Below are 21,642 nucleotides of genomic sequence, written 5' to 3' on the forward strand. Positions count from 1 at the left end.
ACTCACCCTCTCGGGCTTTCCTCCGGGCTTTCCCTTCGGTCTTGCGTTTCCGACTCTATCAGACTCTTTCGTGTCCGATTCCCGGTCGAAGCGGGTTCCGCTTTCCAGTTCTTCGCTTTCGCGTTTCCCTTTCCGGCGAGTCCGACTCTATCAGATCCTTTCGGGCCTGATTCCCAGTCAGCGGGGTTTGTCTTCCCGGCTGTTGGGCCGTTCCGACGAGTGAGACTTTAGCGGAATCCTGGGCCCCGACGCTAATCGGGGTCGCGCTCCTTCGAACGCGGATTCCTCATTTCGCAAATGCGCACAGAAAGCTGGGCGACAGATGTCGCTTGCTCGATGTGGTTCCTGCGGAATGGCTGTCCGGGGACCGACCGGAGTCGACACTCACGTCGGACAACCCGGAGAACGTTACGGATGCGGGCGGCTCGTGTCAACCTCCGGCTGACCCGGGGTGGGGTGGAAGGCCAGGCGGTAGTCCCGGGGACTGGTGGCCAGGTGAGTCGCAAAGTGCTGGCGCATGGTGATCTCGCTGCCGAAACCCGTACGGCGGGCCACCTCGGGGAGCGGGAGGTCGGTCCGCTCCAGAAGCTTCTGGGCTGCGGCGATGCGTTGAGTGATCAGCCAGCGCAGCGGCGTGGTGCCCGTGGTCGCCTGGAAGTGGCGGGCGAAGGAACGGGGGGACATGCCGGCGCGGGCGGCAAGGTCGGCCACCGTGTGGGGTTCGGCCAGTCGGGTCAGAGCGAAGGCCCGTACCGCGGCAAGGGTGTCGGCGTCCCGGTCCGTGTGCGGGGTGGGGTGCTCGATGAACTGGGCCTGGGTGCCGGTGCGGAACGGGGCCGTGACCATCGAACGGGCGATCGCCGCTGCGGCTTCGGCGCCATGGGCCGTCCGGACGAGATGGAGGCAGAGGTCGATACCGGCCGCGGTGCCGGCTGACGTCCAGACATTGTCGTCCTGGAGGAAGAGGGCATCCGGGACGACCGTCACCTGAGGGTGGTGGGTGCGGAGGAGGTCGGTGAGGTTCCAGTGGGTGACGGCTTGGCGGCCGTCGAGGATTCCGGCCTGGGCGAGAGTGAAGGCGCCACCGCAGAGTGCGGCTATGGGGGTACCTCGGGTGTGGGCGCGGCGGAGGGCGTCGAGGACCGGCGCGGGAGCGGGGGTCAGGTGGTCGTCCAGGCCGGGGACGACGATCAGGTCGGCGCCGGCCAGCCAGGCGAGGGTGCGGTCCGGGTTGAGGGAGAGGCCGCCGCGCAGCGGGATGGGTGCCTGGTCGGCGGCGGTGCGGCGCAGGTCGAAGAGCGGGACGCCGCGGTCCGTGCGGTCCACGCCCCAGACCTCGGTGATGACCGAGACGTCGAAGGCGCGGATGCCCGGGAACGCGACCAGCGCGATGCGCGAGGGGCTGGAGGAGGGGCGGGGCGGCATGTTGGCAGTAAAGCATCGATCGATGGCTTTTCGACCTCTGGGTGATACCGGTCCGGGGCGGCAGCATCGTTCGTATGGAGATCGCAGAGAACGCAGCGCTGGTCGTGGTGGACGTGCAGGAAGGCTTTGAGGAGGAGGCTCACTGGGGCCCGCGGAACAATCCCGAGGCGGATCGGAACATTGCGGAGCTCATCGACGCCTGGCAGACGAGCGGGCGGCCCGTCGTGTTCGTACGGCATGACTCGACGAAGCCGGACTCGCCGCTGCGGCCCGGCTGCTCGGGGAACGCGTTCAAGGGGTATGTGGAGGAGCGGCGTGGGAAGGGCAGCGGGCCCGAGCTGTTCCTGACGAAGACCGTGAATTCCGCCTTCTACGGCACGCCCGATCTCGGGGCGTGGCTCAGGGAGGGCGGGGTGCGGCAGATCGTGGTGGCCGGGATCCAGACGAACATGTGCGCGGAGACGACGGCGCGGATGGGCGGGAATCTCGGGTACGAGGTGTTCTTCGCGTTCGATGCCACGTACACGTTCGACGGGGTCGGGCCGTGGGGGTGGGCGCTGAGCGCGGACGAGCTGGCGCGGGCCACCGCTGTGTCGCTGCACAGCGGTGGGTTCGCGAAGGTCGTGACCAGCGCGGAGCTGGTGGCTGCCGCCGGGAAGTGAGGATCAGCCGTTGCCCGAGGCCAGCTCGCGGCTGCGGTCGCGGGCTGCTTCGAGGGCGGCGATCAGGGCGGCGCGTACGCCGTGGTTCTCCAGCTCCCGGATGGCACTGATGGTGGTGCCGGCCGGGCTGGTGACGGCTTCGCGGAGCTTGACCGGATGTTCGCCACTGTCCCGGAGCATCACCGCCGCACCGATGGCGGCTTGCACGATCAGGTCGTGGGCCTGGGCGCGCGGCAGGCCGAGCAGGATGCCCGCGTCGGTCATCGCCTCGACGAGGAAGTAGAAGTACGCGGGTCCCGAGCCGGACAGTGCGGTCGCGGCGTCCTGCTGGGACTCGGGGACGCGGAGGGTCTTGCCCACACCGCCGAAGATCGCCTCGGCGGTGGCGAGATGTTCGGTGGTGGCGTGGCTGCCCGCCGAGATGACGGACATGCCCTCGTCGACGAGGACAGGGGTGTTCGGCATGACCCGTACGACCGGAGTCCTCGCGGCGAGGCGGTCCTCGATGAAGGCGGTGGTGATACCGGCGGCGGCGCTGATGACCAGCCGGTCGGCCGTGAGATGGGGGGTGAGTTCGTCGAGGAGCCGGCCCATGTCCTGGGGCTTGACCGCGAGGATGAGGACGTCGGCGCGCTTGGCGGCTTCGGCGTTGGTGACGGACTCGACGCCGTAACGGGTACGGAGTTCCTCGGCACGCTCGGAGCGGCGGGCGGTGACCAGCAGATCGGCCGGGCGCCAGCCCGCCCGGATCATTCCGCTGAGCAGGGCCTCGCCGATCTTGCCGGTGCCGAGGACTGCGACTGTCTGGGTCATGCGGTTCACCCTCCGGACGGTGCGGTGGTACGCGGTTCTGGTGGTGCGTCGTCGCCGCCATCCTCGCACCGGCACGTCAGGTGGTGCGGCGGCGGAGGGTGGCTGCGCCGAGGGCGAGCACGAGGAGGGCGCAGCCCGAGACGATCAGGACGTCGCGGACGAAGTTGCCGGTGACCTCGGTGTGGTGGAGGACTTCGTTCATGCCGTCGACCGCGTACGACATGGGCAGAACGTTCGAGATCGCTTCGAGGGCGGGTGCCATCCGGTCGCGCGCGATGAACAGTCCGCAGAGCAGGAGCTGCGGGAAGATCACGGCCGGCATGAACTGGACGGCCTGGAACTCGGACGCGGCGAAGGCCGAGACGAAGAGGCCGAGGGCCGTGCCGAGCAGGGCGTCGAGCAGGGCTACGAGGAGCAGTAGCCAGGGGGAGCCGACCACATCGAGACCGAGCACCCACACCGAGAGCGCGGTGGCCAGGAGGGACTGGAGGATCGCGACGGCGCCGAACGCGAGGGCGTAGCCGGCGATCAGATCGCCCTTGCCGAGCGGCATGGTGAGGAGGCGTTCCAGGGTGCCCGAGGTGCGTTCGCGGAGGGTGGCGATCGAGGTCACCAGGAACATCGTGATCAGCGGGAAGATGCCGAGGAGCGAGGCACCGATGGCATCGAAGGTCCGTGGGCTGCCGTCGAAGACGTACCGGAGCAGCGTGATCAACACGACCGGGACGAGGAGCAGCAGCGCGACGGTGCGGGGGTCATGGGTCAGCTGGCGCAGGACGCGGGCGGCGGTGGCGAGGGTGCGGGCGGGGCTGAGGGCCTGGGGTCCGGGCCGGTCGCGGCCGCCGGTGGGGGCCTGCGGGATGACGGTGGCCTGCTGCGGCGTGTTGGCCGTGCTCATCGGACGTTCTCCTGAGAAGTGGCGGCCTCGTCGACCAGGTGGAGGAAGGCTTCTTCGACGGTGGCGGTCCGGGCGTGGGTGCGCAGTGCCTCGGGGGTGCCGTCGGCGAGGATCGCGCCCTCGCGCATGAGGAGCAGGCGGTGGCAGCGCTCGGCCTCGTCCATGACGTGGGAGGAGACGAGGAGCGTGGTGCCGTGGTCGGCGGCGAGGGTGTGGAAGAGGCTCCACAGGTCGCGGCGGAGCACCGGGTCGAGGCCGACGGTCGGTTCGTCGAGGACGAGGAGTTCGGGCGTGCCGAGCAGGGCTGCGGCGAGTGAGACACGGGTCAGCTGGCCGCCGGAGAGGGTGCCGGCGAGGGCGTCCGCGTGGCTGGTCAGGTCGACATCGGTGAGGGCGCGGGCGACGGCGGCGCGGCGGGCTTCCCGGTGTCTGCGGCCCGGCTGAAGGATCGCCGCGAAGTAGTCGAGGTTCTGCCTGACGCTGAGGTCGGTGTAGACCGACGGCGCCTGGGTGACGTACCCGATACGTGGGCGGAGGGTGGGGTGGCCGGCGGGGTTGCCGAGGACGTCGAGGGTGCCGGTGACCTTGGCCTGGGTGCCCACGACAGCTCGCATCAGGGTGGATTTGCCGCAGCCCGAGGGGCCCAGAAGGCCGGTGATCCTGCCGGGCTCGACGGTGAAGTCGAGACCGCGCAGGACGGTACGGCCGCCTCGTACGACCGTGAGGCCGCGGGCCTCGATGGCGGCACCCGAATAATTCAGCATGCGATGAATTTTGATCCTCGGCCGGTCGCCCGTCAAGGGATCGGGGTGGCGCAGCCCTCGAAGGCGCGGAGGCGCCCTCGGTACGGGTGCGGAGCGGGCTGCACCGCACCGGCCGCGCATCGGCAGCGGCCCCGGAGGCGTGGGCCGCGGCGCGTGAGGCACGAGAGCGGTGGGAATGCGTGGAGGTGGGTGGGGCCGGGTCGGCGTGCGGGTCAGCGCCTTGCCACGCCGAGGTCGACCACGTAGCTCTCCTCGACCGTGCCGTCCGGAAAGAGTTCCGCCAGGCAGTCGCGCTCCTCGGCGAGGAACCGGCGCGTGGGTTCCTCGCCGAGGACGAGGAAGGCGGAGTGGCTGCCGAGGTTGGCGAGGTGGGTGTCGACGGAGACCTGGCGGGTCCAGGGCACCAGGCGGTGCACGAAGCCGAGTGCGGCCGGCAGGTCGCGGGAGCGGACGGGCGAACCGTGGGCGCTGTCGTCCGCGCCGAGGAAGCGGCGGAGTCGGGCGTCCTGCCCGGCGATCCAGGGGACGTCGTGATCGGAGACGTTCCACCAGAGCGCGAGCGCGCCGCCCGGGCGCAGGACGCGAAGGGCCTCGGACGTGGATCGGCTCTGATCGGTCCAGTGCCAGGACTGGGCGTACGTGATCAGGTCGGCCGAGGAAGTGGCGAAGGGAAGACGGTTGCCGTCGCCGCGCACGATCGGCACGTGCGGGAGTGTGCGATGCAGTTCCGCCGCCATCCCGGGGCCCGGTTCGACGGCAGTGACGTGGGCCCCGCGCTCGGACAGGAGCCGGGTGGAGATGCCGGTGCCCGCGCCGACGTCGAGGGTGCGGGCACCGCGCAGGGGGTGGCCGGTGAGCTCTTCGACCGCGGCGAAGAGGGCGGGCGGATAGCCGGGGCGGGCCGCGGCGTACTGGCCGGCGACGCGGTCGAAGGAGAGGGCGCGGGAGCGAGGCGTGGTGGGGTCTCCGTGGGGCATGGGAGCCATCCTGGCCCGGGTGGGATTACTTGCGGCGGGGTTTCCCGCCCTTGGGCGTCTTGCGGCCTGCCGGGTTTCCGGTTCGGGCCGAGCGGCGCTTGGCGTACTGGGCGACGGCCGCCTCGTACTCCGTGCGCCGCAGCTTCTCGCCGGGCGCCTCCAGGAACGAGCGGACGAAGTACGCGAGCAGCGAGCCGATGAAACCGATCGTCTTCAGACTGCGCAGGTTGTCCTCGCCGGCCGGCTCGGCGGGGCGACGGCTGAACCCCTCCCAGGTCTTGCGGAAGGCGATGGCGCTGCAGATGCCGAACATCAGGACCACCAGGATTCCGGCGAAGCTGCCGACGTCGGCGATCTCCAGACCCTGGTAGGCGAAGCGGAGCACGAAGCAGGACGCCACGGCCGCGGCGAGGGAGCCGAGGGCGACGCCGACGCGGCGGAGCGCGTACCGGCCGTCGTGCTCGACCCAGGTCGTGCCGAAGAATCGGATGGACTCGGGCTGCGGGCCGGGCGCGGTGCCGGTGCTCGCGGTGCTGGGCGCGGTGCGGTCGGAGGCTTCGCTTTTCTCGCTCACGAGGTCGATTATCCCCGGGGCGGCGGCACCGGCGGCGGCGCTGCCCCTGCGCGGGACGGAGCAGCGCCGTCCGACATCAGCCGCAGTGCTCCCACAGGCTCGTGTACGTGTACGTGCCGACACCCGCCTCGATCATTCCGCCCCACTTCACGCAGCGGCCGCCTGCGGCGAGGCGTACCGGACCGGCGTACGAGGAGTACGTGCCCTGGGCACTCGTCTGCTCCTTGCCGTCGCCGTCCACATCGAGCCAGGCGCCGGTCGGCAGCGCGAAACCGCTGGTGGAGGAGGAATGGAGAGTGACCACGCAGTTGGACTTGGTGCTCGCGTTGTAGAGCAGATAGACGCGGCCGAGTTCGGTGGTGGAGTTGCTGAAGGCGTGCGAGTCGATCTGGGTGTAGCCGGATCCGCAGATACCGGCCGCAGTGGCGGCGGCTTCCGTGGACGCCGCGTGGGCCGGGACGGCGCCGAGGGCGGCCAGTGCGGCGATCGTCGAGGCGATGACCGCCGAGCGGTGGATGCGGACGTCGGTACGGACAGGGATGTGCATGCTCCCCCAATCGTGAAAACACATGATGGGCGTAATTCAGGGCATTTGCCCCGATACGTGGAGTGACTACCCGTTGGTCTCGTCAGGCACACGCAGTGGCCCCCGGCGTACGAGAACGCCGGGGGCCACTGCGTGTACGGGATCTGATGTCGGGTCAGCCGAGCTTCGAGACGTCGCGCACCGCGCCGCGGTCCGCGCTCGTCGCCATCGCCGCATACGCGCGCAGCGCCGCCGAGACCTTGCGCTCGCGGTTCTTCGGCGCGTACACGCCGTTCAGCACCTCACGGCGGGTGGCCAGCTCGGCCTCGGGGACGAGGAGCTCGATCGAGCGGTTCGGGATGTCGATCCGGATCCGGTCGCCGTCCTCGACCAGCGCGATCGTGCCGCCTGACGCCGCCTCCGGCGATGCGTGGCCGATCGACAGGCCCGACGTACCGCCGGAGAAGCGGCCGTCGGTGACGAGCGCACAGCTCTTGCCGAGGCCGCGGCCCTTCAGGAAGGAGGTGGGGTAGAGCATCTCCTGCATGCCGGGGCCGCCGCGCGGACCCTCGTAACGGATGACGACGACGTCGCCCTCCTTGATCTCCTTGCGGAGGATCTTGTCGACGGCCTCGTCCTGCGACTCGCAGACGACCGCCGGGCCCTCGAAGGTCCAGATCGACTCGTCGACGCCCGCCGTCTTCACGACGCAGCCGTCCTCGGCGAGGTTTCCCTTCAGGACCGCGAGGCCGCCGTCCTTGGAGTACGCGTGCTCCAGGTCGCGGATGCAGCCGCCCGCCGCGTCCAGGTCGAGGGTGTCCCAGCGCTCGGACTGCGAGAAGGCCGTCGCGGAACGCACGCACCCGGGGGCCGCGTGCCACAGCTCGACGGCCTCGGGGGACGGGGATCCGCCGCGGACGTCCCAGTTCTTCAGCCACTCGCCGAGGGTGGCCGAGTGGACCGAGTGCACGTCCTCGTTGAGCAGGCCGCCGCGGTGCAGCTCACCGAGGATGGCGGGGATGCCGCCGGCCCGGTGGACGTCCTCCATGTAGTACGTGCCGCCGGGGGCCACGTTGGGGGCGACCTTGGAGAGGCAGGGGACGCGGCGCGAGACCTCGTTGATGTCGTCGAGGTTGTAGTCCAGCTCGGCCTCCTGCGCGGCGGCGAGCAGGTGCAGGATCGTGTTGGTGGAGCCGCCCATGGCGATGTCCAGCGCCATCGCGTTGTCGAACGCGGCGCGGGTGCCGATGGAGCGCGGCAGGACCGTCGCATCGTCCTGCTCGTAGTAGCGCTTGGTGATCTCGACGACCGTGCGGCCGGCCTCCTCGTACAGCGCCTTGCGGGCGGTGTGCGTGGCGAGGACGGAGCCGTTGCCGGGGAGGGAGAGGCCGAGGACCTCGGTCAGGCAGTTCATCGAGTTGGCGGTGAACATGCCGGAACAGCTGCCGCAGGTGGGGCAGGCGTTCTCCTCGATACGGAGGATGTCCTCGTCCGAGACGTTCTCGTTGACGGCGTCACTGATCGCGTTGATCAGGTCGAGCTTGCGGACCGTGCCGTCCACGAGGGTGGCCCTGCCTGCCTCCATCGGGCCGCCGGAGACGAAGACCGTCGGGATGTTGAGGCGCATTGCGGCCATCAGCATGCCGGGGGTGATCTTGTCGCAGTTGGAGATGCAGATCAGCGCGTCCGCGCAGTGCGCCTCGACCATGTACTCGACGGAGTCGGCGATCAGGTCGCGGGACGGGAGGCTGTAGAGCATCCCGGCGTGGCCCATCGCGATGCCGTCGTCGACGGCGATCGTGTTGAACTCACGGGGGACGGCGCCGGCGGCCTTGACCGCGTCGGAGACGATCCTGCCCACGGGGGCGAGGTGGGTGTGGCCGGGAACGAACTCGGTGAACGAGTTGGCGACCGCGATGATCGGCTTGCCGATGTCCTCGCCGGCTACGCCCGAGGCCCGCATAAGGGCGCGGGCGCCCGCCATGTTGCGGCCGTGGGTGACAGTGCGGGACCTCAGCTGGGGCATCGTCTCTCGCTCCTTCGACAGAAAAGACTGTCTTCGAGCCTACGCCTCGACTCCAAGATCTGGACACCGTGTCCGGAATGCGGGACGGGGTGCTCAGTGGGTGGGAGGGGTGCGGCTCGGTGGGTCGGGGTCGCCGCGCGGCCGTTCCCCCGCCCGCTCCCTTCCACGAACCGGGGCTCCACCCCGGACCCCGGGCCTCGAGCGCCGGACGGATCGAAAGGCCACCCGGGGGCGGTCAGGTCTCCGTCAAGTAACGCTGGAGCGTCGGCGCGATCATGGCGATGATCTTCTCGGGGTCCGCCGAAGCCAGCGGCTCCGCCTGGATCACGTACCGCAGCATCGCGATCCCGAGCATGTGCGACGCGGCCAGTTCCGCGCGGAACGTCGCGTCCGGTACGTCGAGCGCCTCCGCGACCCGCTCCAGCAGCCGTCGCAGGACGAAGCCGCGCAGCACCTTCGCCGCCCCTTCGTGCGTCAGGGCGGAGCGCATGATCGCCAGCAGGGGAGCCCTGGACGCCGGGTTCTCCCACACGCCGATGAAGTAGCGGGCCAGCCGCTCCCCCAGCCCGTCCGTGCCCATGCCCAGGACGGACGGGATCACGAGGGCGGGTTCGAAGGAGACCTCGATCGCCGCCGCGAAGACCTCGTCCTTCGTACCGAAGTAGTGATGGACGAGTGCGGCGTCGACGCCTGCCGCCTTGGCGATGCCCCGGATCGACGTCTTGTCGTAGCCGCGTTCGGCGAATTCGGTACGGGCCGCTTCCAGGATGCGTTCGCGGGCGCCGGGGCCGGTGTCCGCCGTCGTACGGGCGGGGCGGCCCCGGCGCTTCGGGCGCTCGGGGGGTGTGTATGCCGCGCCCTCCCCGCCGGTGTTCCCGCCCGCCCTGCCGGGGGTCATGAGCGCGGGACCTGCGCCGACGAGGAAGCCAGGTGGAGCCGGGTGAAGGCGAGCGCCTCCGCCAGGTCGGCTTCACGTTCGGCTGCGGACATGGCACGGCGGGTGTTGACCTCGATGACGACATGGCCGTCGAAGCCCGTACGCGCCAGGCGCTCCAGCAGTTCCGCGCAGGGCTGGTCACCGCGGCCGGGCACCAGGTGCTCGTCCTTGTTGGAGCCCTTGCCGTCGGCGAGGTGGACGTGGGCGAGCCGGTCGCCCATCCGGTCGACCATGGCCATGCCGTCGGTGCGGGCGGTCGCGGTGTGCGAGAGGTCCACGGTGAAGTGGCGGTAGTCGTTGTTGGTGACGTCCCATTCGGGGGCGTACGCGAGCATCTCGCGGTCCCGGTACCGCCACGGGTACATGTTCTCGACGGCGAAGCGCACATCCGTCTCGTCCGCCATCCGCCAGATACCGGTGACGAAGTCGCGCGCGTACTGACGCTGCCAGCGGAACGGCGGATGGACCACAACGGTCGTCGCTCCGAGCTTCTCCGCGGCCGCGCGGGCCCGCTGGAGCTTCACCCATGGATCGGTGGACCAGACCCGCTGGGTGATCAGCAGACAGGGCGCGTGAACGGCGAGGATCGGCACCTGGTGGTAGTCCGAGAGCCGTCGCAACGCCTCGATGTCCTGGCTGACGGGATCGGTCCAGACCATGATCTCGACACCGTCGTAGCCCAGACGCGCGGCAATCTCGAAGGCCGTCGCCGTCGACTCCGGATAGACGGAAGCCGTCGACAGGGCGACCTTCGCATCCGGGATGCGCACCACTGGTTCTGCCACGCAGACAGCGTACGGGGCAGGTGTGCGCCCCACCGAGGCGTCGGGGCGGAAAGTGAGAAGGGACATGACTCCGCTCCCGGCGTTCCCCACTCCCCCGTCGCTCCGGTCCTCCGGCGGAACGCGCGGTCAGTTCAGGGCGGCGGCCGCCCCCGTCGGGAGGTGGTCCAGGCGGCGCAGGATCACTCCCTCACGCAGCGCCCACGGGCAGATCTCCAGCTCCTCCACGCCGAACAGATCCATCGCCCCCTCGGCGACCATCGCCCCGGCGAGCAGCTGCGCGGCCCGCCCCTCGGAGACGCCGGACAGCCGTCCGCGCTGGTCGGCTGTCATGGTCGCCAGCTTGGGCACCCATTCCTCCAGCGCCTTCCGGGTGAGGGCGCGCTGCACGTAGAGGCCCTCGGCGGAGCGCGCGGCGCCTGCGATCCTGGCGAGCTGCTTGAACGTCTTGGAGGTCGCCACGACGTGGTCGGGGCGGCCGAAGCGGCTGAACTCGCCGACCGTACGGGCGATGCTGGCCCGCACGTGGCGGCGCAGCACCTTCACCTCCGTCGCGTCCGGCGGGTCGTGCAGCAGCCAGCCGGCGGTGAGGCGCCCGGCCCCGAGCGGCAGCGACACGGCGGCGTCGGGCTCCTCGTCGATGCCGTACGCGATCTCCAGCGAGCCGCCGCCGATGTCGAGGACCAGCAGCTTCCCCGCCGACCAGCCGAACCAGCGGCGGGCCGCGAGGAAGGTGAGCCGGGCCTCCTCCTCGCCGCTGAGGACGGCGAGATCGACGCCCGTCGCCTCCCGTACCCGGGTCAGCACCTGGTCGGCGTTGCTCGCTTCCCGCACCGCGGACGTGGCGAACGGCAGCACGTCCTCGCAGCCCTTGTCCTCGGCGGCCTGCAGCGCGCCGTTGATCGTCGACACGAGCCGGTCCACGCCCTCGGGGCCGATCGCTCCGTCCGCATCGAGAAGTTCGGCCAGGCGCAGTTCCGCCTTGTGCGAGTGCGCGGGCAGCGGGCGGGCACCGGGATGTGCGTCCACCACCAGCAGATGAACAGTGTTCGACCCCACGTCGAGGACTCCGAGTCTCATACGCGGAACGCTACTGCTCCTGCGGACTTACTCTTGGCCCGTGCCAAAGACGAAAAAGGCGAAGCCGGGCAAAGTCACGAATAAGCAGAGAACGAAGCAGGAGATGCAGCAGCCGGAAACGAACGGGCCCGACCGGTCCGAAGACGAAAAGGGGATCGACTTCGCACGCGCCTGGGTCGAGTTCCCCGACCCCGCGGACGACGAGCAGGTCTTCCGCTGCGACCTGACCTGGCTGACCTCCAGGTGGACCTGCATCTTCGGCAGTGGCTGCCAGGGCATCCAGGCGGGCCGTGCGGACGACGGATGCTGCACGCTGGGTGCGCACTTCTCCGACGAGGACGACGAGAAGCGGGTGGCGGACCACGTCTCCCGGCTGACCCCGGAGCTGTGGCAGTTCCACGACGTCGGCACGGAGACGGGCTGGGTCGAGGTCGACGACGACGGCGAACGCCAGACGCGCCGCTGGAAGGGGTCCTGCATCTTCCAGAACCGGCCCGGATTCGCGGCCGGAGCCGGGTGTTCGCTGCACATCCTGGCTCTGCGCGAGGGCAAGGAGCCCCTGGAGACCAAGCCAGACGTGTGCTGGCAGCTGCCGATCCGGCGTACGTACGACTGGATCGACCGCCCTGATGACACGCGCGTGCTCCAGGTCTCGATCGGCGAGTACGACCGCCGGGGCTGGGGTCCGGGCGGTCACGACCTGCACTGGTGGTGCACGTCGGCGACCTCGGCGCACGGGGCCGGGGAGCCGGTGTATGTCTCGTACCGGCCCGAGCTCACCGAGCTGATGGGCAAGGAGGCGTACGAGCGGCTGGTCGAGCTGTGCGAGGAGCGGTTGTCCTCGCTGCTGCCGATGGCGCCGCATCCGGCGGATCCGGTAGGACCCGCCAAGGCCCCGGAGCCCGGTGGCCCGCTGGGCTGAGGGCCGACGGGCCGACGGGCTGAGGTCGGCTCTCAGCCCGTCGGCGCCGGGTCGGACGGGCTCGTCCCTGGGTCGGACGGGCTGGGCGAGTTCGACGGGTCCGGTGACGGTGGCTGAGTCGGGCCCGTCGGCGAGGACGTGGGCTCCGTCGGGTCCGGCGACGGGGCCGTCGGCGAGGGTGTGGGCTCCGTCGGGTCCGGCGACGGGGCCGTGGGACCGGGTGAGGGCGGCGGGACGGACGGGCCGCCGGACGGCGTCGCTCCGCGCCCGCTGATCGCCACCACCGAGCCCGACGGGGCGAGGCCGACACGGGCGCCCCAGACACCCGCCGGTTCTCTCGCATGGTCGACGAAGACGCGGATCGTGACGCTCTCACCTGCGGCAAGGGTGCCGGAGGACCTGCTGAGCCGCAGCCAGGGCGCATTCGCCCGCGCCGACCAGGCCACGGGCGCGCTGCCCGAGGCGGTCAGCGTGATCAGCGTCGTGCCGCCGGAGGAACGGGCCGTGACCAGGACCCTGCCGGGGCCGTGCTGTCCTGTCCCCGCGCTGATGACCTCGGCGGAGACATCCGGCGTACGGCTGCCTTCCTTGAAGCCGGCGCCTGGCTGGGGGCTGGCGTTGCCCGCATTCTCGTAGCGGTCGTGCGGGTCGCCGTCGAGACCGCGCCGGTCGTCCGTCCCGGTCGCGGTGACCGACGCTCCGTCATGCCCCTCGCCGGTCGGCGGCGCCCCCCTGTAGGCGGACCACAGGGCAATCACGGGGGCGGCGACAACCGTCGCCACCACCGTCGTCGTCACGACTCTCGCCCGGAGCCGGTCCCGGCGCGCGGCGTGGTCCTTGGGGTCCATCGGGAAGCCCGCCCGGTCGAAGCGCGGACTGCCGGACCGATCCCTCTGGGCGTGGATCATCGCGACGTATGCGGACGGCCGTGGCGCCTCGACGACCGGAAGCGCGGCCGCAGGGGTCAGGGCGCCGCCCGGCCAGGGGCCCTCGGCGCCCGCCCGTTCGGCGGCGCGACGGCAGCGGGGGCAGTCGTCGACGTGACGGACGAGTTCGCGGCGCAGGGCGGCGGAGAGCAGGACGCGGTGGTCCCCGGTGAGGCGGGCGACGGTGGGACAGTTGCAGGTCTCGACGACGGCGAGGGCAGCGCGGGTGCGTTCCACCTCGCAGGCCGCGGCGGCGAGGATCTCGCGGGCGGCCGCGGGTTCGAGGCCGAGGACGGCGGCCACGGCAGGCGGGGCGAGGCGGTGGCGTACGGCCAGTTCGAGCGCTTCGCGTTGTTCGGGCGTGGTGCCGGCCGCTTCGGGCCAGGCGAGCTGTGCGAGTTCACGGCGGTGCGCTTCGGCGGCCGCGGCGGAATCGGGGATCGGGGCGTGGACGTTCGTGAGGCCCGCCCCACTGGTGGTGTCGGGCGGTGGGGTGACGGCCGGGAGCGCACTGTTTTCCGAACGCGCCCCCCTGGGGGTCTTCCCGCCCGGCTGTTTTCCCTGCTGCCGGCGATGCGCCTGCCGACCCCGCTTCTGCTCGGCGAGCTTGCGCAGGCACATCCACCTGGCCAGCGCGTAAAGCCAGGTTTTACGTTCCTCCTCACCTGCGGGACACCGCCCGTCCTGCCGTTCCGCGATGGCGAGCGCACCCCCGAGCGCCTCCACGGCGCCGTCGTGGTCGCAGAGCGCGGAGAGGCAGTAGGTGAACAGGCCGTCGAGATGCGGCTCGTAACGAGCGGGCAGTCGCTGCGGCGACGAGTGGGGCGCACGGCGCTGCATCCGGTGTGCGCCGGTGGTGGGTGTCGGGGTCTCCAGCCTGCTGCTCGTCACCCGGCGACCGTAGGCAGGTCAAGGCACGTTCTTGGCGACTCTTGCCCACTTTTAACCCTTACGGGTGAACGTATCGCTCAAAAGGGGACAGGAGCCCCTGATTCCGCCGGAGCCTCCTCTCCGTTCCCTGTCACCGTGACCGCCCGCGCACCCGCGCCGGGCGGTGTTGTCAGTCCTCACCTATACGGTGGCGCCATGGCTGCCCGTACGAAATCCGCGAAGGACCGGCCGTCCTATCGCTGCACCGAATGCGGCTGGACCACCGCCAAGTGGCTCGGCCGTTGCCCCGAATGCCAGGCGTGGGGGACGGTCGAGGAATTCGGCGGCGTCCCTGCCGTACGGACCACGGCGGCCGGCCGCGTGAGCACCGCCGCTCTCCCCATCGGCCAGGTCGACAGTCGGCAGGCCACCGCCCGGTCGACCGGTGTCGACGAGCTGGACCGGGTGCTCGGCGGCGGGCTGGTCCCCGGCGCCGTGGTGCTGGTCGCGGGCGAGCCGGGCGTGGGCAAGTCGACGCTCCTGCTGGACGTGGCAGCCAAGGCCGCCAGTGACGAGCACCGCACTCTCTATGTCACCGCGGAGGAGTCCGCGAGCCAGGTGCGACTGCGGGCCGACCGGATCCGCGCGATCAACGACCACCTCTATCTCGCGGCCGAGACCGACCTCTCCGCGGTCCTCGGCCATCTGGACGCGGTCAAGCCGTCCCTGCTCATCCTCGACTCCGTACAGACCGTCGCCTCGCCCGAGATCGACGGTGCGCCCGGCGGTATGGCTCAGGTCCGCGAGGTCGCCGGAGCGCTCATCCGCGCCTCGAAGGATCGCGGCATGTCCACGCTGCTGGTCGGCCACGTCACCAAGGACGGCGCGATCGCCGGGCCGCGGCTGCTGGAACATCTCGTCGACGTGGTGCTGTCCTTCGAGGGCGACCGCCATGCGCGCCTCCGGCTGGTCCGCGGCGTGAAGAACCGGTACGGAGCGACGGACGAGGTCGGCTGTTTCGAACTGCACGACGAGGGCATCACCGGCCTCGCCGACCCGTCCGGGCTCTTCCTCACCCGGCGCGACGAACCCGTACCCGGCACCTGCCTGACAGTCACCCTGGAGGGACGGCGCCCGCTCGTCGCCGAAGTGCAGGCGCTGACGGTCGATTCGCAGATCCCGTCGCCCCGGCGCACCACCTCCGGGCTCGAGACGTCCCGGGTCTCGATGATGCTGGCCGTTCTGGAACAGCGCGGCCGGATCAGCTCGCTCGGAAAACGGGACATCTACAGCGCGACGGTCGGCGGTGTGAAGCTCTCCGAGCCCGCCGCCGACCTCGCGGTCGCACTGGCGCTGGCCAGTGCGGCAAGCGACACACCGCTGCCCAAGAACCTGGTGGCGATCGGCGAAGTGGGCCTCGCGGGCGAGGTCAGACGGGTCACCGGGGTGCAGCGCAGACTGGCCGAGGCACACCGGCTGGGCTTCACCCACGCACTGGTCCCGGCCGACCCTGGGAAGGTCCCGGCCGGTATGAAGGTCACGGAAGTCGCCAACATGGGCGACGCGCTGAGAGTACTCCCGCGCCGGTCTCGTACGGAGGCCCCACGGGAGGACAACGCGCGCCGGTAGACTTTGCCCTGGTCTCGCCCGTCCGTACGAACGGTACGAGGGACGTAAGGGCACCGCAAACCTGTGACCGGAGGAGTGCAGTGGCAGCCAACGACCGGGCAGCATCGCCCGGAAAGTCCGGCCAAGGCACCGGTATCGAGGCGCTGATGCGCGCCTCGCTGAGCGCCGTCGCGCCCGGAACAGCCTTGCGGGACGGCCTGGAGCGCATTCTCCGCGGCAACACCGGCGGGCTGATCGTGCTGGGCATGGACAAGACCGTCGAGTCCATGTGCACCGGCGGCTTCGTGCTGGATGTCGAGTTCACCGCGACGCGACTGCGCGAGCTGGCCAAGCTCGACGGGGCGCTGATCCTCGACAAGGACATGAGCAAGATCCTCCGGGCCGGCGTGCAGCTGGTCCCGGACGCCTCCATCCCCACCGAGGAGACCGGCACCCGCCACCGCACGGCCGACCGGGTCTCCAAGCAGTGCAACTTCCCTGTCGTCTCGGTCTCGCAGTCGATGCGTCTGATCGCGCTGTACGTGGACGGGGAGCGCCGGGTCCTGGAGGAGTCCGCCGCGATCCTGTCGCGCGCCAATCAGGCCCTCGCCACCCTGGAGCGGTACAAGCTCCGGCTCGACGAGGTGGCGGGCACGCTCTCCGCGCTGGAGATCGAGGACCTGGTGACGGTCCGCGATGTGACGGCTGTCGCACAGCGGCTGGAGATGGTGCGCCGGATCGCGACCGAGATCGCCGAGTACGTGGTGGAGCTGGGCACCGACGGCCGGCTTCTCTCGCTCCAGCTCGACGAGTTGATCGCGGGCGTCGAGCCGGAGCGCGAGCTGGTCGTGCGCGACTATGTGCCGGAACCGACCGCGAAGCGGTCACGTACGGTCGCGGAGGCGCTGACCGAGCTGGACGCGCTCTCTCACACCGAGTTGCTCGAACTCCCCGTCGTGGCACGGGCCCTGGGGTACAGCGGCTCGCCCGAGACCCTGGACTCGGCGGTCTCTCCGCGCGGTTTCCGGCTGCTGGCGAAGGTGCCACGACTGCCCGGAGCGATCATCGACCGGCTCGTGGAGCACTTCGGAGGCCTGCAGAAGCTGCTCGCGGCGAGCGTGGACGATCTCCAGACGGTGGACGGGGTCGGCGAGGCGCGGGCGCGGAGCGTGCGCGAAGGACTCTCGCGGCTGGCCGAGTCGTCGATTCTTGAGCGGTACGTGTAGGCGCGGGTCTCACGTCGGCTCGGGGCCCGGTCGGTGGACCGGGCCCCGACGTGCGTTCGGGGCGGTGTTCACGTTCCGCTCAGCACACCGGCACTTCGCGGACCGGTCGTCGGCGGGCCGGTACTGCGCGAGCCGGTCTTTCGCGCCGGTCGTCCGCTTCGGCTCCTCGCGGACTCGTCCCTCTCGAACCGGCCCTTCGCACGCCGGTACTTCGCAGGTCGGCCTTCCGCTGGCCGGCCTTTCGCTTCAGTCCTTCGCGAGGACGAACGATGCGCGCTGCACGGGCTCGCCGGAGGTCTTCACCTCGACGAGGTACGTACCCGGCCCCGCTGATCCTGCGGGTGGCGTCGCGCACTGCGGAGCGCTCTTCCTCCGGTCCCACTCCACGGTGTGAACGATGGTCGCACCCGCCGGGACCTCCAGCAGCACACTGCCCGCGTTGCGCGGGCAGTCCTTCGAGGACCACACCTCGGCGTCGTCGCCACCGGCCTCGGTGACGGTGAGCACCGCGCTCTTCGGTCCGAAGTCGGCCTTGCAGGCGGTGGACGAGGTGTTCTTGGCGATCAACCGGAACTTCGGCTTCTCGCCTGGGCCGTAGCTGAGCTCGGTGCGCAGGGTCAACTGCAGTGCGGAAGGGGCGCAGTCGGGAATCGAGGAGCCGACCGGGACCTGTCGGCCCTCGGTTCCGCCGCCGGAATCCGATCCGGTGCCGGAGTCGCCGTTGCTGCCATCGGCTGTCCCGCCCGTGGTGCCCTCGGAGCCCGCGTCGGTGCCGCCGCTGCCGTCGGCGGTGCCCGACTCGTCGCGCCCGCCCGGCTGTTGGCTGATGGCAGGCCCCGAACTGGCAGGCCCAGGACCGATGGAGTGCGCGGGAGCGGACCCGTTGGGCCGGGAATCGTCCTTGTTGCCCTTGCTCCCACCGGAGGTGACGGCCCATACGATCAGCAGCGCGAGCAGCGCAACCAGCGTCGCCGCTACGGCCCTCCGTCGCCAGTAGATGGTGGAGGGAAGCGGCCCGATCGGATTGCGCAGAGATCCCACGGCTCAAACTGTACGAGAGATCGGCGCCAACTCCCGCCCCACCCGCCGCTCCAAACCTCAAGTTTTGCGGATCATCATCATGGGGCGGCTGGATTCCGACCGCTACTTTCGTCGGGTACGGCCCCTGACGATCGCGCAATGTGACGATCGCGCGCCATTGCCTACGGTCAGTCACATGAAGAGTTCGGTCACTGAGGCTGTGTACAGGGACATCACCGACTTCGCGCACGGCGCGCCGCCATGGGTGCAGCATCTCGCCGAAGTATGGACGGAATTCGGGCTGCTGGTCTTCGGCGTCCTGTTCGTCGTGGGCTGGTGGCGGGCGCGCGGAGAGCATGCGGGAGCCCTCGCCCTGTCGGTGCTTGCGCCCCTCGCGACGGTGGTCGGCTATGCCGTCAGTGAGGTGCTCAAGGCAGTCGTGGACGAGGAGCGCCCCTGTCGTGCGGTCGTCGGCGCGGCAGCCTCGTTGGTGCCCTGCCCGTCGACGGGCGACTGGTCGTTCCCGAGCAATCACGCGGCCATAGCCGGCGCCGCCGCCGTCGCACTGGCGTACGCCCGGCCGCGCACGGCCTGGTTCACGGTGCCGATGGCGCTGCTGATGGCGCTCTCCCGGGTCTTTGTCGGGGTGCACTATCCGCACGATGTCGCGGTGGGGCTGCTGATGGGCGGATCCGTGGCGGCGCTGGTGACCGTCCTGCTGTGCCGTCCGACGCGATCGCTCGCCCGGACGGTACGGGACAGCCGGGCACCCGTCGCGGTCTGGATATCCGGCTCGGGGGCGGGCGGCCCGGACCGGGGCCACGACACAGGTCACTGATCGGGTCGGGGCCTCGGCGAAAGCACGGGCGGCAGTCCGGGCGAAGACGCTGACCGGGTCTCGTCGTGGGGACAGACGGGTGGCGTTATCACCCCAAGAGCCCTCAAGCAGGGCGACACCACCGTGACCATGACCATCGCCTGCCCTTCCGTGTCAGGATCGACATGCGATGACTGCCATGACTGCGACACAGACGCCCCCCACATCCCTCCACGCTCCCGTGATCGGGTGGTTCGACCAGCACGCCCGCGATCTTCCCTGGCGCCGCCCCGAGGCGGGCGCCTGGGGTGTGATGGTGAGCGAGTTCATGCTGCAGCAGACCCCCGTCAGCCGGGTCATCCCGGTGTACGAACAGTGGCTGGCCCGCTGGCCGCGCCCCGCCGACCTGGCCGCCGAGCCGCCCGGTGAAGCGGTCCGGGCATGGGGCCGGCTCGGTTACCCGCGACGTGCGCTGCGGTTGCACGGCGCCGCGCAGGCAATAACGGAACGGCACGGCGGCGACGTGCCGAGCGAGCACGGCCAACTGCTCGCACTGCCCGGGATCGGTGAGTACACAGCGGCGGCCGTGGCCTCGTTCGCGTACGGGCAGCGGCATCCCGTACTCGATACGAACGTCCGCCGGGTGTTCGCCCGGGCCGCGACCGGCATTCAGTACCCGCCGAACGCGACCACCGCCGCCGAGCGGAAACTCGCCCGCGCGCTCCTCCCCGACGAGGACGAACGAGCGGCCCGCTGGGCGGCAGCCACGATGGAACTCGGTGCACTCGTCTGCACCGCCAAGAACGAGGACTGCACGCAATGCCCGATCGCGACGCAGTGCGCCTGGCGGCTGGCCGGGAAGCCCGCGCACGAGGGGCCTCCGCGCCGCGGTCAGACCTACGCCGGTACGGACCGGCAGGTGCGCGGACGGTTGCTCGCCGTTCTGCGTGAGGCAGTGACCCCGGTGTCGCAGGCGGCACTGGACACCGTGTGGGACGATCCGGTGCAACGGGCACGGGCGCTGGACGGCCTGGTCGCCGACGGCCTGGTCGAACCGCTCCCGGGCGGACAGTACCGACTTCCGCTGAGCTGAGGGCTGTCCCGTGATCCCTGGCGCGCCCGTCAGGGATCACGGGACACCCCTTGGGGGCTTCCGGCGGGTCAGGGCCGCGACGCCCGGCACGGCCCTGATCCGCCGGACACCTCCTGGGAGCGGAGCAGCAAGGCCCTCCCCCACCGCTGTTACACAACCGATGGACAGCCGTGCGTCGGCGTATGGCTGCTCCGCACAACGCCGTGACAACCGCTCCGTAACGTCTCCGACCGTCGGCCCACACACCGGTGGCTGACAGAGGTCAAACGGGGACCGACGGGGACGGAGGCGGTTGGAATGGCGCAGGGCGAGGTGCTCGAATTCGAAGAGTACGTACGCACCCGGCAGGACGCTCTGCTGCGCAGTGCGCGCCGCCTGGTCCCCGACCCGGTGGACGCGCAGGACCTGCTGCAGACAGCCCTGGCCCGTACCTTCGGCCGCTGGGACGGCATCGCCGACAAGTCCCTGGCCGATGCCTACCTGCGCCGCGTCATGATCAACACCCGTACGGAGTGGTGGCGGGCCCGCAAGCTGGAGGAGGTGCCCACCGAGCAGCTGCCCGACGCCAGCATCGAGGACGGCACCGAGCAGCGCGCCGACCGTGCTCTTCTGATGGACGTCCTGGGTGTGCTGGCTCCCAAGCAGCGCAGCGTCGTCGTGCTGCGACACTGGGAGCAGATGAGCACGGAGGAGACGGCCGCGGCGCTCGGTATGTCGGCCGGTACGGTGAAGAGCACGCTGCACCGGGCGTTGGCTCGGCTGCGCCAGGAACTGGAGAGCCGCGAGGCCATGAGCAGGGAAGCCAGGATCCGTGAGGCCCAGGGCCGCACGGCGGGCGACCGGGCTCCGGCCACCGGTGCCGCGCAGCGTGGGCGGGCAGGGGCGCAGCTCCGCGGACAGGCGGACCGGCGTCATGACGAACGGGGGCGGGAGCGGTGCGCGGCCTGACAGGCAGCGGTGAACGCGAGGACACGGCGACCGGCAGCAGTGGTACCACCGCCGGGGACACGGCGACCGGCCGATGCGGGGCGACCCGCAGCGGTGGTCGCCGGCTGACCCGGTGGGCGGCGAGCGGTACGACGCTGGTCGGGCTCGCCGTTCTGGCGCTGCTCACCGTCAGCTGTTCCACCGGTGGTACGGGCACCCGTGACGAGGGCCCGGCAGGCACCCAGCCGGTCGCCCAGGTCACGCCGTCGGCCACCGCGCCGTCCACGGCGAAGCCCTCCCCGCGGGTCGATCCCGTCCAGCTGGTCAAGCGGGACTCCCGGGTGAGCGAGCGGGTCAGGGCGGACCTGAAGCCCTGCACGGGCAGCGAGTACCCGGTCGACTCCTCGTACGGCAGGCTGACGGGCGGCTCCGCGCCGGACGTCGTGGTGAACGTGATGACCTGCGGCGACTCGGTGGGCGTCGGCACCTACGTGTACCACCGGCAGAGCAACGGCACGTACAAGAACATCTTCACCACCGAGCAGCCCGCGGTCTACGGCACCATCGACCGGGGCGAGCTGGTCGTGACGACCCAGGTGTACGAGAAGAAGGACTCGGTCGCGTACCCGTCGGGCGAGGAAGTGGTCACGTACCGCTGGGCCGACAACCGGTTCACCGAGCACGACCGGGTGCACAACGACTTCAACAGAGCCGTCGGCAACGGAGAAGGGGAATTCCCGGAGCCCACGGAACCGACGAAGAACTGAGA

At 70.7% G+C, this 21,642-nt stretch carries 21 protein-coding genes; 8 read left to right on the plus strand and 13 right to left on the minus strand.

From position 1 onward, the window contains the following. Positions 1-408 precede the first annotated feature (408 nt). Positions 409-1,425, minus strand: coding sequence for a GlxA family transcriptional regulator (locus ACFU6I_RS13220; protein WP_384364804.1), 1,017 nt, complete (start codon positions 1,423-1,425; stop codon positions 409-411). Between the two features lie 74 nt (positions 1,426-1,499). Here ACFU6I_RS13220 and ACFU6I_RS13225 point away from each other — a divergent pair, with 74 nt between their 5' ends. Continuing rightward, the gene (locus ACFU6I_RS13225) at positions 1,500-2,087 is read left to right on the plus strand and encodes a cysteine hydrolase family protein (RefSeq protein WP_384364807.1); all 588 of its coding nucleotides are present in this window, start codon (positions 1,500-1,502) and stop codon (positions 2,085-2,087) included. A 3-nt stretch (positions 2,088-2,090) separates the two neighbouring features. On the opposite strand, the gene proC is transcribed toward ACFU6I_RS13225, so the two are convergent. The 10 genes from proC to ACFU6I_RS13275 all read right to left on the minus strand — a co-directional run bounded on the left by proC (position 2,091) and on the right by ACFU6I_RS13275 (position 11,464). Beyond that, positions 2,091-2,900 (minus strand): pyrroline-5-carboxylate reductase, encoded by an 810-nt coding sequence (gene proC / locus ACFU6I_RS13230; RefSeq protein WP_384364810.1) that lies wholly within the window; start codon positions 2,898-2,900, stop codon positions 2,091-2,093. A gap of 76 nt (positions 2,901-2,976) precedes the next feature. Further along, entirely contained in the window at positions 2,977-3,798 is an 822-nt protein-coding gene (locus ACFU6I_RS13235) for an ABC transporter permease (RefSeq protein ID WP_384364813.1), read from the minus strand. Continuing rightward, entirely contained in the window at positions 3,795-4,562 is a 768-nt protein-coding gene (locus ACFU6I_RS13240) for an ABC transporter ATP-binding protein (RefSeq protein WP_384364816.1), read from the minus strand. The genes ACFU6I_RS13235 and ACFU6I_RS13240 overlap by 4 nt, the downstream gene beginning before the upstream one ends. Before the next feature lie 212 nt (positions 4,563-4,774). Continuing rightward, positions 4,775-5,548 carry a class I SAM-dependent methyltransferase gene (locus ACFU6I_RS13245; RefSeq protein WP_384364819.1) on the minus strand — a complete coding sequence of 258 codons (774 nt, stop codon included), beginning with the start codon at positions 5,546-5,548 and terminating at the stop codon, positions 4,775-4,777. Between the two features lie 16 nt (positions 5,549-5,564). Next, positions 5,565-6,113, minus strand: coding sequence for a hypothetical protein (locus ACFU6I_RS13250; protein WP_384364822.1), 549 nt, complete (start codon positions 6,111-6,113; stop codon positions 5,565-5,567). A 76-nt stretch (positions 6,114-6,189) separates the two neighbouring features. After that, positions 6,190-6,660, minus strand: coding sequence for an acetyltransferase (locus tag ACFU6I_RS13255; protein ID WP_384364825.1), 471 nt, complete (start codon positions 6,658-6,660; stop codon positions 6,190-6,192). 154 nt (positions 6,661-6,814) lie between these two features. After that, a complete protein-coding gene (gene ilvD, locus ACFU6I_RS13260) occupies positions 6,815-8,665 on the minus strand; it encodes a dihydroxy-acid dehydratase (protein ID WP_384364828.1) in 1,851 nt (616 codons plus the stop codon). A gap of 235 nt (positions 8,666-8,900) precedes the next feature. Continuing rightward, positions 8,901-9,563, minus strand: coding sequence for a TetR family transcriptional regulator (locus tag ACFU6I_RS13265; RefSeq protein WP_384364831.1), 663 nt, complete (start codon positions 9,561-9,563; stop codon positions 8,901-8,903). After that, a complete protein-coding gene (locus ACFU6I_RS13270; RefSeq protein WP_384364834.1) occupies positions 9,560-10,387 on the minus strand; it encodes a sugar phosphate isomerase/epimerase family protein in 828 nt (275 codons plus the stop codon). Before ACFU6I_RS13270 ends, ACFU6I_RS13265 begins: the two co-directional genes overlap by 4 nt. A gap of 126 nt (positions 10,388-10,513) precedes the next feature. Continuing rightward, positions 10,514-11,464 carry a Ppx/GppA family phosphatase gene (locus ACFU6I_RS13275; RefSeq protein ID WP_384364837.1) on the minus strand — a complete coding sequence of 317 codons (951 nt, stop codon included), beginning with the start codon at positions 11,462-11,464 and terminating at the stop codon, positions 10,514-10,516. Between the two features lie 40 nt (positions 11,465-11,504). Here ACFU6I_RS13275 and ACFU6I_RS13280 point away from each other — a divergent pair, with 40 nt between their 5' ends. Then, complete coding sequence (locus ACFU6I_RS13280; RefSeq protein WP_384364840.1) at positions 11,505-12,386, plus strand: hypothetical protein; 882 nt, start codon at positions 11,505-11,507, stop codon at positions 12,384-12,386. A gap of 32 nt (positions 12,387-12,418) precedes the next feature. Here the strand turns inward: ACFU6I_RS13280 and ACFU6I_RS13285 are convergent, their stop codons facing one another. After that, positions 12,419-14,203, minus strand: a complete 1,785-nt coding sequence (locus tag ACFU6I_RS13285; protein WP_384364844.1) for a hypothetical protein — start codon at positions 14,201-14,203, stop codon at positions 12,419-12,421. A 195-nt stretch (positions 14,204-14,398) separates the two neighbouring features. On the opposite strand from ACFU6I_RS13285, the gene radA reads away from it, so the two are divergent. Together radA and disA are read left to right on the plus strand one after the other, a co-directional pair. Beyond that, positions 14,399-15,811, plus strand: a complete 1,413-nt coding sequence (radA, locus tag ACFU6I_RS13290) for a DNA repair protein RadA (protein WP_384364847.1) — start codon at positions 14,399-14,401, stop codon at positions 15,809-15,811. 80 nt (positions 15,812-15,891) lie between these two features. Continuing rightward, positions 15,892-17,016: a DNA integrity scanning diadenylate cyclase DisA gene (gene disA / locus ACFU6I_RS13295; protein WP_384364850.1), complete on the plus strand. Its 1,125-nt coding sequence runs from the start codon at positions 15,892-15,894 to the stop codon at positions 17,014-17,016. A gap of 246 nt (positions 17,017-17,262) precedes the next feature. Here disA and ACFU6I_RS13300 read toward each other — a convergent pair whose 3' ends face one another. Further along, positions 17,263-18,057 (minus strand): hypothetical protein, encoded by a 795-nt coding sequence (locus tag ACFU6I_RS13300; protein WP_384364853.1) that lies wholly within the window; start codon positions 18,055-18,057, stop codon positions 17,263-17,265. A 175-nt stretch (positions 18,058-18,232) separates the two neighbouring features. On the opposite strand from ACFU6I_RS13300, the gene ACFU6I_RS13305 reads away from it, so the two are divergent. From ACFU6I_RS13305 to ACFU6I_RS13320, 4 genes are all read left to right on the plus strand, one after another. Beyond that, complete coding sequence (locus tag ACFU6I_RS13305) at positions 18,233-18,874, plus strand: phosphatase PAP2 family protein (RefSeq protein ID WP_384364856.1); 642 nt, start codon at positions 18,233-18,235, stop codon at positions 18,872-18,874. Positions 18,875-19,043: 169 nt separating this feature from the next. Continuing rightward, positions 19,044-19,946 (plus strand): A/G-specific adenine glycosylase, encoded by a 903-nt coding sequence (locus ACFU6I_RS13310; protein WP_384364859.1) that lies wholly within the window; start codon positions 19,044-19,046, stop codon positions 19,944-19,946. A 297-nt stretch (positions 19,947-20,243) separates the two neighbouring features. Next, a complete protein-coding gene (locus ACFU6I_RS13315; RefSeq protein ID WP_384364863.1) occupies positions 20,244-20,894 on the plus strand; it encodes a SigE family RNA polymerase sigma factor in 651 nt (216 codons plus the stop codon). Next, positions 20,882-21,640 carry a hypothetical protein gene (locus ACFU6I_RS13320; RefSeq protein WP_384364866.1) on the plus strand — a complete coding sequence of 253 codons (759 nt, stop codon included), beginning with the start codon at positions 20,882-20,884 and terminating at the stop codon, positions 21,638-21,640. Before ACFU6I_RS13315 ends, ACFU6I_RS13320 begins: the two co-directional genes overlap by 13 nt. The last annotated feature ends 2 nt before the right edge of the window (positions 21,641-21,642 follow it).

The organism is Streptomyces sp. NPDC057486, from assembly GCF_042802415.1.
GTDB classification, from domain to species: domain Bacteria; phylum Actinomycetota; class Actinomycetes; order Streptomycetales; family Streptomycetaceae; genus Streptomyces; species Streptomyces yanii.

What these genes read in the sequence shown, in the direction of transcription:
- ACFU6I_RS13265 (WP_384364831.1), bottom strand. Translation starts at nt 9,563, where the DNA reads ATGACCCCCGGCAGGGCGGGCGGGAACACCGGCGGGGAGGGCGCGGCA.
- ilvD (WP_384364828.1), bottom strand. Translation starts at nt 8,665, where the DNA reads ATGCCCCAGCTGAGGTCCCGCACTGTCACCCACGGCCGCAACATGGCG.
- ACFU6I_RS13220 (WP_384364804.1), bottom strand. Translation starts at nt 1,425, where the DNA reads ATGCCGCCCCGCCCCTCCTCCAGCCCCTCGCGCATCGCGCTGGTCGCG.
- radA (WP_384364847.1), top strand. Translation starts at nt 14,399, where the DNA reads ATGGCTGCCCGTACGAAATCCGCGAAGGACCGGCCGTCCTATCGCTGC.
- ACFU6I_RS13225 (WP_384364807.1), top strand. Translation starts at nt 1,500, where the DNA reads ATGGAGATCGCAGAGAACGCAGCGCTGGTCGTGGTGGACGTGCAGGAA.
- ACFU6I_RS13275 (WP_384364837.1), bottom strand. Translation starts at nt 11,464, where the DNA reads ATGAGACTCGGAGTCCTCGACGTGGGGTCGAACACTGTTCATCTGCTG.
- ACFU6I_RS13310 (WP_384364859.1), top strand. Translation starts at nt 19,044, where the DNA reads ATGACTGCCATGACTGCGACACAGACGCCCCCCACATCCCTCCACGCT.
- proC (WP_384364810.1), bottom strand. Translation starts at nt 2,900, where the DNA reads ATGACCCAGACAGTCGCAGTCCTCGGCACCGGCAAGATCGGCGAGGCC.
- ACFU6I_RS13240 (WP_384364816.1), bottom strand. Translation starts at nt 4,562, where the DNA reads ATGCTGAATTATTCGGGTGCCGCCATCGAGGCCCGCGGCCTCACGGTC.
- ACFU6I_RS13315 (WP_384364863.1), top strand. Translation starts at nt 20,244, where the DNA reads ATGGCGCAGGGCGAGGTGCTCGAATTCGAAGAGTACGTACGCACCCGG.
- ACFU6I_RS13305 (WP_384364856.1), top strand. Translation starts at nt 18,233, where the DNA reads ATGAAGAGTTCGGTCACTGAGGCTGTGTACAGGGACATCACCGACTTC.
- ACFU6I_RS13245 (WP_384364819.1), bottom strand. Translation starts at nt 5,548, where the DNA reads ATGGCTCCCATGCCCCACGGAGACCCCACCACGCCTCGCTCCCGCGCC.
- ACFU6I_RS13255 (WP_384364825.1), bottom strand. Translation starts at nt 6,660, where the DNA reads ATGCACATCCCTGTCCGTACCGACGTCCGCATCCACCGCTCGGCGGTC.
- ACFU6I_RS13235 (WP_384364813.1), bottom strand. Translation starts at nt 3,798, where the DNA reads ATGAGCACGGCCAACACGCCGCAGCAGGCCACCGTCATCCCGCAGGCC.